Here is an 11,582-nt window from a genome sequence, read left to right as displayed (position 1 = left end):
AAACTACATAATTTCTTTTAATAAAGTGTTAGCACTTTTAAGTATTTCTCCGCCATCATTCATTAAATTCGTAGCTTTTTGCATTTTATTTGTGTTTCCTTCATCTAAAGCTTCTGGAGTTAATTTCGCAGATTGATTAAATTTCTCTAAAGCCTGCATATATAAACTATTAACTTCTTTAAATTTATCAGGCACCTGAACATTCGGTGGATTTTCAGTTACATCTTGTAACATGATTAAGCTAGCAGCTAATTTAATCGTCCATTCTTCATTCCCGATCTTATTATTAATTAATAGATTCCCCGTCTGATTTAAAGAATCTGTAAGCTTTTTACTATGAGTAGCATATGCTGATCTATAATTTGATTCCAACACTTTTTGTTGTGTTTCTGCCTTGCGTGCCTCCGCTTCAGCTTTCTTTTTCACTTCCTCTTCTTGCTTACGTTGCTCTTCTTCTGCTTTTTTCTTTGCTTCCTCTTCTTGCTTACGTTGCTCTTCTTCTGCCTTTTTCTTTGCTTCCTCTGCTTTTAACCTATCTGTTTCTTCCTTTTGTTTAATCTTCTTTTCTTCCTCTGCTTTTTCGGCTGCTTCTTTTTCAGCTTTTTCTTTTTCCTTTGCCTCAACTGCTAATTTTTTCTCTTGTTCTTTTTTCGTCTTTTCAGCATTTTTTTCTTCTTCTAGTTTTTCTTTTTCCGATTTCTTTTCCTCTTCTTTTTTAGCTGCTAATTGCTTCTTTTCTTCTGCTTTCTTATCCATTTCAGCTTGTTGTTCCGCAGTTATTGGATAAAAGATATGACTTAAGGTTAATGAAACTATAAATACCGATAAACATGAACCAAAAATAATAGCAAATTTTTTCAAGCGTGAACGATATTTCTTTATAACTAACGTCCCTATCATCCCAATAAAAAACACTATTGCTCCAATTAAAGCAATCATCCCAATAAACATTAACAAAGTATCCACTATTTAAATATACTCCTCTACCTATGTATTTCATAAGATCCAAACTAGTTATCTATACATGTTTTTTGGATATTTTTATATAAAAACACTTGCTTTTGGAATCTTACATTTTCAACATTTGTCAGTATAGCAATAATAATATCATAATAAAAGCTTTTTACTTACTTATTAATACTTCAACTAATTCCGCAATTTCTGATTAAACTATAATTTTTATCAAAATAAAAAGAGATCCCTCAAAAAAGCTATATTTATCAGCTTTTTTAAGGAAATCTCTCTTACTTATTTTTAAACTTCTCTGTCGCTGCTCTCATCTTCACATTCAAATCGTGATCAATCGAGTCACGAATATCTCGCTCTACTTCTTCCATTTCTTTTTGGAAATTTTGCAAGTAGATTTTTAACTCTTCTTCTTTTTCTGGTCGTTGTGAAGGTGGTAATTGTACGACTAACGATAGCATCGCCGTTAAATCTTTCATTAAGAACGTTTCAAGTTTATGTTGCTGTTCAAACATACGCTGCTCTTGATAATATGGCAAAGCATTTAATACTGAAATTGTAATATCATCAACCGTTCGTTGTAATGAAGGATTTATTGAGCGTTTATACGCTTGAATTGTATTTAATGCATCTGGATATCGATCATAAAAATACAATTTATAAAACGATAAATCTGTCGGTTTTACTGTTTGCTGCGTTTCTTGTCTTAAAAAACCTTTTACTTTCATCGCTGCTACATCAATATCTTCATTAGTAAGCTTTTTCGTCGTTTTTGCCATTACATGTACTTTTTTCTGTTTTTCTTTCGGTAACATTGAGAATACTTGCTCTCTCGTACGTTGACCCGATGCACAGAAAAGCGTGTTTAATATATGTTGTTCTTTCTTTCCTTCCGTACGAATCCAACGATAAAAGAGTGGATGTTGTGTAAATTCTTGTAGAAACGGTAATGATTTATTCGATAACTTATCTAAAGAATCGTGTGCTCTTTTATATGGCTTCGTCCACGAAAAATACAGTTTACGTCCGAAATATACAACTAAAACAACGACAGTAAATGCGATTAAAAACAATGTACCGAGTAGTAATAATACAGTTTGAATAAAACTCATTTTTTCACCTCCTCTAAAAGTCTGCTATTTTCTTGGGCGCTGAATGAGTTTTTGTTTCATTTCATCATTAAATGTGTCTAGTTCAATAACAAACTTCTTACTTGACTCGATAATACGTTCTGACGATTTTTCAGAAGCTTCAATTGCAGCGAATACGTTTTGGAATGATTCACGTAATTTATCCATGCTAATTGCAGGATTTTCAAGTAATTTCGTTGTTTCTTCTGTATTTTGTTTTAATGCCTGAGAATTACTTAATACCATAGACTCAATTGCTTCATTTGTTGCATTCACTGCATCAATTGTTTTACGTTGATTTGTTAATGCTAACTGGATAGCAGCAGAAACTGTTACAACGTTTTGCGTCATCGTAATTGCATTACGAATTGCCTCTGTTAACTTTTCATTATTTTTCTTAATAATGTCTACAGATGCAATGGATTGTAATAACACACTTTTCGCTTGCTGCATATTGCGCGTACGCACTAAAATCTTTTCTAATGCATCATTAATTAATGGAATATCCCTTTGACGTTCTGGATTTTGTTTCTCAGCTTCCAGCATGCCAGCAAGTTTTTTCCCTAAGTATACTTGCTTATCAAGCGCGTGAATTTTATCGTGTGATTGCTCTTTAAGCATTTCAAGACCAACTGTATCTTCTTGTAAATTATCACGACCAATTAGAAGTGATCTTATAATCTCCTCAATTTGCTTATCTATAGATTGATATTTATGCACGTATGTTTCAAGTGGATTTTTCTTGAATACTTTAAACATAATTTTCTTCATACCACTTGCTTTTAGTGAATTTGGATCAAGCTCTGATACTACTTTGCGTAATTCTAACAACGTATTTGGAATTTCTTCATTCTTTCCATTCATCATCGCTGTGACAGGACGTTTTAATGCTGATAGCGTTTGTCCTGCTGCTTGCTGTTCTTTATCCCCTAAATCTCCTAGCTGAGACAATACTTTCGATAAATCTGTATTTTGCTCGCTATTCAACTTTTGTACATAAAGATCGGCTTCTTTGTTTAATTCATCAAGTTCTTCATCTTTTATAACTGTATCAACTACTACTTCTACATTATTATCTTTCACAATTGATACGGGTTCTTTTTTCTCGAGTTCAGTCAACAAAATCGCTCCTTTATTTATATGTGCGAATTTATGTGCACTATATTTCATCTAATATATTGTATTTCATTTGCAAACAGCCTATATGAAATCAATTTTCAAGAAATACCTGCTTATGCAGTCATTCCCTGTTTCTTACTATAAGTATACCTGTAAACAACATAATTTTCCTCAGACTTAAGACCTAGAGACCGACATGCTGAAGGCGGATTCTTCGTATGTTACGTATATAAATTACGTCCTTCCCATACTACTGCACTCAATCTTTTGACATACACCCTTTTTCAATGTGATAATTATATTACGCTAAAATCTATTTCTTCTTACGCGCTACAAATGCACCATTTTGAAATGCCAATAATACTGTTTCAAACATTTCATCTTCTTCAATCATTTTTATAAACTCAACTAATTCACTCGCATGAGAAGTAGCATTATCGACAACAAGAAGACCTTTTGGTTGTAAAATGCGTTTTATATGCTCCAGCCACCACATGTATTGCGTACGCTCTGAATCTAGGAAAATAAAATCAAATGAATGATCTAGTTGTGAATCTAAAAATGCCCCTGCTTCTTGATTGTGAACATCAATCCTTTGTAAAAGATTTGCCTTTTCAAAATTGGCAAGTGCCTCTCCCACTCGTTCTGAAGAAAGTTCTACAGTTGTTACATTTCCATTTGTTTCTTCTACTGCATTAGCTAACCACAATGTAGAATAACCATTAGAAGTTCCAATTTCCAAAATATTTTTTGCACTACACCCTTTTACTAAAATTGATAAAAATTGCCCCATCTCACGAGAAATATTCCGTAATTTTTCTTCCCGTGTTTTTTTATTTCGATCATGCTCTTCTCCATATTGTTCAAGTTGAAATAATAATGAATCTAACGTATCCATTCTTTTCATCGCCTTTCCACAGCAATATGATGAAAAAGCTCTCGTTGCCCGTCTACTTTCATTATATGCGAAACGAAAACCTTTTTCTCGTTATATGATAAAGATTTGAAATTTTTTATAGCATATTGTTTCGTTTTTTGGTAAAGTTAATTTCTACGTGCAATTATTCCATTCATACTATTTTTAATTCAATTGCAGTTGTTAAATCATATAACCCTCATTTAAATGAATCGGTATTTCAAATTCAATTAAGCGCCCTTTCCGGACGCATTTTCTTTTGTTTATATATTTTTAGAAGAAAGGATGCTTATAATGAACGTGATTAGCTTAGATGCCGCTCGAAAGCGAAAGCAGCATAAAAAATTAATGATTACTATACCGATTATTTCACGTATTTATGAAGAAGACGGGGAAATTAAATTTGAGGTAGCTGGCGAAAAAGACGTACCTCTTGAAATGTTAGAGAAATAATGAAAAAGACGCACTTCTAAAGAAATGCGTCTTTTTTTATACTATTATATTTAAGCGTATAAGTTTTTCCGGATTAACCATCATATAAAATAATGAATGATACAATTGTGAATAACAGTTTATTAACTACAGATCCAATTGCGTTCCAAAATCTAGTATCGTATGAACTATTTGAAAATACCCTAACGGCTTATACTTCAGATTTACACCCTATTTATTTACCAGATGGTGCTACAATTAGTGATTTTACTTTCTCTGCATTTCCAAACATTGCACATAACATGAAAAAAGCGAAATAAATGGTATACCTGTTCCACTTAAAAAAGGTATCTCATTTTGATGTCATAGAAATCCATTTTGATTTAAAACAAAACTTGGTATTAGAGTGACCCAATTATGCCAATACCGCTAAAGCACAATTAATTATTCAGCAAAAAATATCTTAAATAACCCATATTTCGTATGGAATAGGCAAATTTATTATGATACCAACAACTGCACATAACAAACACTAGACACATATCCTAATTTTGTAACCTTACTTACTAATAGAAAGGCGGGTAATACAAATGACCTCTAATATCGATTACACTTCCCCCTCAACTAACTTCACTCATGATTTAAATAGAAGTAATTTTTTTCAGAAAGATGCTCAAAATTATATAAACGTACTTGGCGTGAATCAATTAAATACGTTAGAAAATACTTCTTTATTAGATATCTATTTAAGTACAGGAAATGTTGTAGAGCCGCACATACATCAAAATGCAGCTGAACTTGTTTACTGTATTTCAGGATCTGCTGTTGTTTCTTTACTGAATCCTTTTACAAATCAAATATTAAACTTACCGATAAAACCAGGGCAAGTTGCCAACATTCCAAAAGCTTGGTGGCATTATGAAATTGCGACAGCAGATGGTACCCATTTATTAGCTATTTTCGACGCCCCAACGCCAGAAGTTATTTTTGGTTCTGATATTTTACGATTAACTCCTGCTAATATAATGGCTCATACTTACTGTCTCGATGAACAACAATGGAAACAAGCGGTATCCCCTATTCAATCCACTACAGTAATTGGCCCTCCAGCAAATTGTAATAAAAACCGCGGAACGACAAACCCTGCAACTCAACCTCCTAATCTACAACAAGATTTATATTACCAAGATTCATACTATTTCCCTCTTTACTGGGGATATTAATTTATATCATTAATAGACAATTATTTATCTCCTCGGAAAATACGTAGGAGATTTTTTATTGAATAATCCTCATTCCTATTTATTATCGTAACAATTAATAGAGTTCATACATATAATATTTATATATTTAATTGGAGGTGATAGTACTATGAGTAATTATAATTACCGAAAAAACTACTCTCATAATAAAAATAGTAGTTCATCAGCATCCTCTCAGTCTTCGAATTCTCAATCGCAAAGAGATTTAACCAATCAAGGCTATGTAAAGAAAAAAGGATGTAACTGTAATAAAAACAAATAGTTATTTTGGCAATGAAATTTCATCACTCACAATAAACTGTTTACTCCCCTAGTATAAGGCTGAATTCTATTTTTAATAGAGTTCAGCCTTTCTTATGTATGTGGAATATTGAAAGCTCATTAACTTATTTCATAAAATTATAAAACATATTTGTTCAATTGATTTATTACCCATTTCCCGCAAAAAAATATAGCCCTTCCTAATAAAATTAGGAAGGGCTATATACAAATGTCAGTTCAAATTTCAAACAGACATTGTTACAAGTTAGACGATATTAATACCTGCACTTACAAATCCAGCTACCGCAGCTACTGGACTTGCTGCTGTTAAGGAAACATATACTAATATTTTATCTCCAGCTGCTACTGGAATAGCTTCAGGTATGATTCCTGATGCTGTGTCAAATAGAGCGATTGTAGTAAATGCTGGTGTTAATAATAGAGGTGCTCCTTGAACTGTAAACGTATTACTTGCTGCAGGTGCAGTTAATATTTGTATCTGTACTTGAACAGGTGCTAATGGAGCTAATGCAGCTGTTGCACTGAAGAAACCAGCTAATGACGTGATAGTCCCTGCACGTGGCGCTACAAATGCATAATCACCTACTGCTAACGCTAATGTGATACTTGTTCCGCCAGTTAAAGCTACGCCAGGCTGACTAAAACCAAATCCAAGGAGAGTTCCTGTATTAGCTGCTATTGCATTAACTAACGCAGCTGGCGTTGTACCTGAAGCGAATGGAATAATAGCTCCACCACCAGTTGCTCCTGTTGCTCCTGTTAGACCTGTTGCTCCCGTTGGACCTGTTGCTCCTGTCGGGCCTGTTGCTCCCGTTGGACCGGTTGCTCCTGCTAGACCTGTTGCTCCCGTTGGACCTGTTGGGCCTGTCGGGCCTGTTGCTCCTGTCGGGCCTGTTGCTCCTGTTGCTCCTGTTGCTCCCGTTGCTCCTGCTAGACCTGTGTCTCCCGTTGGACCTGTTGGGCCTGCTGCTCCTGTTGCTCCTGTTGGACCTGTTGCTCCCGTTGCTCCTGCTAGACCTGTGTCTCCCGTTGGACCTGTTGGGCCTGCTGCTCCCGTTGCTCCTGTTGGGCCTGTTGCTCCCGTTGCTCCTGTTGCTCCTGTTGCTCCTGTTGCTCCTGTTGCTCCTCCTCCAGTCCCTGCTGGACCCGTTGCTCCTGTCGCTCCTGTTGCTCCTGTTGGAATATAAATTGGCGGAAGAACCGGAAAAGTAGGTCCAATATTCTCTGGTCTTACCATCCCTTTATTCAAAGATAATTTTTCATTACTGTTCAATTTACTACCTCATTCCACATTTTGTTTACTGATTAACAAAATAAAACCTCTATCATTTTAGTACAATTCCATAACTACTTTTTCATACTCAAATGATTTTACACAAAGTAAACTTTTTACCGTTACTATAACTAGTAGTATTAATATAATAAAATGATAGTTCCATTCCAAAATACTAAATCGCTACTATTAAACTCTTCGACTCCACTTTCCGGATCTATCTTTTCACCCGCAATATCAACTTCAAATTATAATAATAATTTAATAATCAATTTAATTGCTGGTAATACAATTTCACTTCAACTATTCGGCGTATTATCCATAGTTAATTTAGTTTGGGGTGGTTTAACAGGTGCCTCTTTAACAATTATACGAATCGATTAAAAAATGATTCGTTCTTTTTTATAATAATCATTCTTAAATGCTAAAATAGTAACTGTTACATCATTCCTTAAGCTTATATATTAATAACTTCACGACAGTGATTTTGCAATAAGAAACACTTTGTACTATATTCATAGTACAAAGTATCTATACTAAATTTTCCGTATATACATTATCAATTTACACTGCTCTCTGCCAATGTTACATTAAAGGTGAAGGTAGTTTCTCAAATGCGAACCATCTCAATACGTATATGAGAAACAAACTCCAATCCTATACGCGAGAGCAATACTATGTTGACACTCAAACGAGTGTCCTTTTTTATGAATTTCAAAAATAAAACCATCTTTTATAGATGGTTTATCAACGCACTTTTCTTTATATTCTTCATGCAATAGTAAATTTATATAACCGAATAATATATGGTCATACTTAACCTAGTTAGCGTTCTTCCGAAATTATGATAAGAGTGTGGTCTATCCGCCTTAAAGCGAATTGAATCCCCACTATTTAATTTATATTGACAATCATTTATTTCAATTGTCAATTCCCCTTCAAACACCGTTATAAATTCTTCAGTCCCTTCTTTATGACCTTCCGAATTTAATTTTCCTTCTGTTTCAATTTCAACCGTATAGATTTCAAAGTTCCTATCATCTTGAAAAGGAAACGAAGGATACACTTTATATCTTCCATTGTCTTCTGATAATACTTGAACATCATTTCGTAAAACAACTTTCGTATCTGATTGCGGATTATTGATTAAAGAAGTAAAAGACACTTTCAAACCATTCGCAATTTTCCATATCGTTGTTAATGTTGGACTTGATTCTCCACGTTCAATTTGTCCAATCATTGTTTTACTCACCCCTGTTAATTGGGAAGCCTTTTCTAAACTTAATTTTTCTTTTTCTCGAATTGTTTTTAAATTTTTCGCCAGAATAAGTTGAATTTCTTCCATAAGAAACACTCCTACACTATATACAATATAACGACCGTTATGTATAATAAAAAGCACACGTTATATTGTTCTTTTCAGTCATTATAACATACAAAATAATTAGGGGGGTTTTGAAATGCCTATATTTTCTTTTTTGTTATTTGTTTTTATAAGTAGCTTCACACCCGGACCTAACAATTTTTTAGCTATGACATACGCTAATCAACATGGTTTAAAAAGGAGTATGCCATTTTGCTTCGGAGTAGCTTTCGGTTTTTTCATCCTAACTTCCTTATGTAGTTTCTTTAATATTGTACTAATTAAAATCCTACCCATAATCGAATTTCCTTTAAAAATCTTAGGTGTAGCATATATGCTATATTTAGCTCTTAAAATACTCACAAGTAAAACTAGCACAAATCCCGATGAAAAATATAATAAAAATTTATTTACAGTTGGGATTTTCCTTCAGTTTATTAACCCTAAAGGAATACTATTCGGACTAACTGTAGTATCAACTTTTATTCTTCCTTACTACAATTCATATTCAAGTTATCTACTTTTTTCATTATTTCTAGGTGTAGTTGGATTAATGAGCACATTTAGTTGGACATTATTCGGTTCCATGTTTCAAAAACTTTTGTTGAAGCATACTAAATCATTTAACATCATTATGGCCGTTTTATTAGTTTTCAGTGCGCTTTCCATTATAACCAATTAAATTTCCTTTATTAAAAAAAAGAGGATTACTCAATAAAAGTATCCTCTTTTTTAGGCCGAGTGATTTTTCTGTTTCACTAAAATAAAATCTTTACTTAACTTCATACCACCAGCCTCTACGCTCAAGGTAATCCGTCATTCCTTTAAGTTGCGGCCTCTACTTTTTATCATTCATTTTAAAATCTCTTTATAATAATGCAGAAAAATACGCTATAATATAAATTATTGTTCTTTAGGAGGGGTTTAATGGCTGATAAGTATAAATTTTTAATTCTTGTTGTTACAGCATTTTTTTCTTTCTTTTCCTTAATAAAAGATTTCCGTAACACTTCAAAAAGTTTCTTTTGGGGAAGCTTTGCAATCCTAACAAGCTTTATATTATTATTAACACACGCTTTAGAGTTAACTCCAATACTTCTCCATTCAGCCCAGATGGCTCTTGAGATTATTACAATACCTCGTAAATTATTGTTCCCGTCTGGCACTGAAGTTGCTAGTCTTTGCTAGCAATTCGTGTATCTAAAAAAATTCAAGTCTATATTTCTAATTATCTTTGTCAACTACCCCCACTGAGATAAAGCCTTTCAGTGGGAGCTTGAGTTCGAACACTAGGTCTTTTCGTCTATCGCTAGACAGGTTGACGCTCTAGCATTCATGCTACCTTATGGTAACACCCCAAGTCTGTTTTTGGTTGGTACTGACAACGAACGATTGTTTCCCCACTTGCCCCGACAAGTCGCGTACACATGGATGGTTGACACACCCACTAAGCTATGCGTGAGGCAATAGCCTTACGTTTTTGCACTTCTAATAGAATCGGCGTTTTCACTTTGAGATTGTCATCCAATTCTACAACTCCTGATTTTTTCAATGTATTCAGCGCACCATTCATATCAGCATGGATACATGTTCCTGCTTTACTTTGGTACAAACCACGAGTAATTCGTTTGCCGCTAAAGCGATACGCCGTCTTATCATCCTTAGACCAAACTGGAACCGGATCTTTATCAAGAAAACTAGCTTTTGAAGTATAGCTTTCTTCTTGTTTTAAAAAACGAATGCCTTCTTTTACACATTTATTCTCAATCGCTGCAATCAATTTCTGAAATGGGATTTGAACAAACTTTTGATTATTCTTTTTCCCCATATGAGAGTTTTGTTTCCAACCAGCGTTATACCCTACAATAATCGTATCTATATCGAATTCTTTCACTTTTTTGAACAACAGACCTACTGTTTGTGCAATGTAACCGTTTATTTGTCTTTCTCGTTTATGCCAAAGTGCGGCCATTTTATTCGTTACAATACGTTTTGAAATTCCATTGTCCATATTTTTCTGTTGGAGGTTACCTATCATTTTGTTGAAGTATTGATTTATGGATTTTAGTTTTTTTCCATCAATTAAGAAAGTATCACCTGTATTGGTTACGCAACTTAACAATCTGTCTACACCTAAATCGCAACTCAAAGCGTTACTCGTAGTCGTGGATGGTTTCTTCATTTGTTCCAATGCCTTAAAAAAGCTCTTCACTTCTGTAAATAAGGATCTACGAATCGCTTGAACAGAGTTTGATTGAATGCCCGAGTAGTTCATATCATTTTGCATGGCAGTGTCCACTTCTTTGACAGTAGCCATCCTGTTATGATTCAAGTAACTTTGTTTCATCGTGTACAAGCCAACATTTCGCAACGCTTTTGAACTATGCGACATACGTTGCAGTAAACGAAATTCTTTTGTAGTCAGACAAGCTCGTCCAATATTCTGTTTCTGCGTGAATCGTTGCATGTTTTCTCTTTTCTTTTGTTTCCGTAATACTTTCACTGCTTTCTTTCTAGCCATTGTTTTCACCACCTTTCTTAGAGAGTTCATTACTTTTGATAAATCAATATTGGGAACGAAATGAAACAACATGCGAACATGTTCTTCATCGTAATTCCTTTTGACTCAAGTAGATAAATGATAATGATAATGATAATTATTATCATTATTTAATTTCGTTGTCTTACAATCCATTCCCTCCTTATCTACGCAGATTATATCGTAAAACGAAAAAAACATTAGCACTGGGAAAATTACTATGAGCGAAACAACAGAGTTCAGCCTACCTTCTGACGGCAATTCATCTCCACCTGAATTGTTGGGTTTCACCCGTAACAC

At 34.0% G+C, this 11,582-nt stretch carries 11 protein-coding genes and 3 pseudogenes; 6 read left to right on the top strand and 8 right to left on the bottom strand.

Going from position 1 to position 11,582, the window contains the following annotated elements; all coding sequences use genetic code 11:
* Positions 1 to 3 precede the first annotated feature (3 nt).
* The 4 genes from PDQ68_RS02360 to PDQ68_RS02345 all read right to left on the bottom strand — a co-directional run bounded on the left by PDQ68_RS02360 (position 4) and on the right by PDQ68_RS02345 (position 4,122).
* Positions 4 to 966: a hypothetical protein gene (locus PDQ68_RS02360; protein WP_227585512.1), complete on the bottom strand. Its 963-nt coding sequence runs from the start codon at positions 964 to 966 to the stop codon at positions 4 to 6.
* Between the two features lie 278 nt (positions 967 to 1,244).
* A complete protein-coding gene (locus PDQ68_RS02355; RefSeq protein ID WP_061182749.1) occupies positions 1,245 to 2,078 on the bottom strand; it encodes a DUF3974 domain-containing protein in 834 nt (277 codons plus the stop codon).
* A gap of 24 nt (positions 2,079 to 2,102) precedes the next feature.
* A complete protein-coding gene (locus tag PDQ68_RS02350; protein WP_000137402.1) occupies positions 2,103 to 3,215 on the bottom strand; it encodes a toxic anion resistance protein in 1,113 nt (370 codons plus the stop codon).
* 313 nt (positions 3,216 to 3,528) lie between these two features.
* Positions 3,529 to 4,122, bottom strand: a complete 594-nt coding sequence (locus PDQ68_RS02345) for an O-methyltransferase (RefSeq protein WP_029141122.1) — start codon at positions 4,120 to 4,122, stop codon at positions 3,529 to 3,531.
* Between the two features lie 303 nt (positions 4,123 to 4,425).
* Between PDQ68_RS02345 and PDQ68_RS02340 the strand changes: the two genes are divergently transcribed.
* From PDQ68_RS02340 to PDQ68_RS02330, 3 genes and pseudogenes are all read left to right on the top strand, one after another.
* Entirely contained in the window at positions 4,426 to 4,584 is a 159-nt protein-coding gene (locus tag PDQ68_RS02340; protein ID WP_001100983.1) for a hypothetical protein, read from the top strand.
* 80 nt (positions 4,585 to 4,664) lie between these two features.
* Positions 4,665 to 4,973: pseudogene (locus PDQ68_RS28855) on the top strand (ubiquitin family protein); the annotation flags it as partial.
* A 180-nt stretch (positions 4,974 to 5,153) separates the two neighbouring features.
* On the top strand, positions 5,154 to 5,786 hold the full coding sequence (locus PDQ68_RS02330; protein WP_016717495.1) for a cupin domain-containing protein: 633 nt from the start codon (positions 5,154 to 5,156) through the stop codon (positions 5,784 to 5,786).
* 565 nt (positions 5,787 to 6,351) lie between these two features.
* On the opposite strand, the gene PDQ68_RS02325 is transcribed toward PDQ68_RS02330, so the two are convergent.
* Positions 6,352 to 7,380 carry an exosporium glycoprotein BclB-related protein gene (locus PDQ68_RS02325; RefSeq protein ID WP_270786571.1) on the bottom strand — a complete coding sequence of 343 codons (1,029 nt, stop codon included), beginning with the start codon at positions 7,378 to 7,380 and terminating at the stop codon, positions 6,352 to 6,354.
* Between the two features lie 183 nt (positions 7,381 to 7,563).
* Between PDQ68_RS02325 and PDQ68_RS02320 the strand changes: the two are divergent.
* Positions 7,564 to 7,764: pseudogene (locus tag PDQ68_RS02320) on the top strand (BclA C-terminal domain-containing protein); the annotation flags it as partial.
* A 403-nt stretch (positions 7,765 to 8,167) separates the two neighbouring features.
* On the opposite strand, the gene PDQ68_RS02315 reads toward PDQ68_RS02320, so the two are convergent.
* A complete protein-coding gene (locus tag PDQ68_RS02315; protein ID WP_141114937.1) occupies positions 8,168 to 8,782 on the bottom strand; it encodes a helix-turn-helix domain-containing protein in 615 nt (204 codons plus the stop codon).
* A 58-nt stretch (positions 8,783 to 8,840) separates the two neighbouring features.
* Here PDQ68_RS02315 and PDQ68_RS02310 point away from each other — a divergent pair, with 58 nt between their 5' ends.
* Positions 8,841 to 9,425: a LysE family translocator gene (locus tag PDQ68_RS02310; protein ID WP_270786570.1), complete on the top strand. Its 585-nt coding sequence runs from the start codon at positions 8,841 to 8,843 to the stop codon at positions 9,423 to 9,425.
* A 90-nt stretch (positions 9,426 to 9,515) separates the two neighbouring features.
* Here the strand turns inward: PDQ68_RS02310 and PDQ68_RS28940 are convergent.
* A pseudogene (locus tag PDQ68_RS28940) lies at positions 9,516 to 9,575 on the bottom strand (N-acetylmuramoyl-L-alanine amidase C-terminal domain-containing protein); the annotation flags it as partial.
* A gap of 95 nt (positions 9,576 to 9,670) precedes the next feature.
* Here PDQ68_RS28940 and PDQ68_RS02305 point away from each other — a divergent pair.
* Positions 9,671 to 9,931 carry a hypothetical protein gene (locus PDQ68_RS02305; RefSeq protein ID WP_061182559.1) on the top strand — a complete coding sequence of 87 codons (261 nt, stop codon included), beginning with the start codon at positions 9,671 to 9,673 and terminating at the stop codon, positions 9,929 to 9,931.
* A 259-nt stretch (positions 9,932 to 10,190) separates the two neighbouring features.
* On the opposite strand, the gene PDQ68_RS02300 is transcribed toward PDQ68_RS02305, so the two are convergent.
* The gene (locus tag PDQ68_RS02300; RefSeq protein WP_061182558.1) at positions 10,191 to 11,264 is read right to left on the bottom strand and encodes an RNA-guided endonuclease TnpB family protein; all 1,074 of its coding nucleotides are present in this window, start codon (positions 11,262 to 11,264) and stop codon (positions 10,191 to 10,193) included.
* Positions 11,265 to 11,582: the final 318 nt, after the last annotated feature.

It is taken from the genome of Bacillus cereus group sp. Bc010, from assembly GCF_027716745.1.
GTDB classification, from domain to species: Bacteria; Bacillota; Bacilli; order Bacillales; family Bacillaceae_G; genus Bacillus_A; species Bacillus_A pacificus.
The sequence above is the reverse complement of the archived record's forward strand: the minus strand, read 5'-3'. Positions and strand labels throughout refer to the sequence as shown.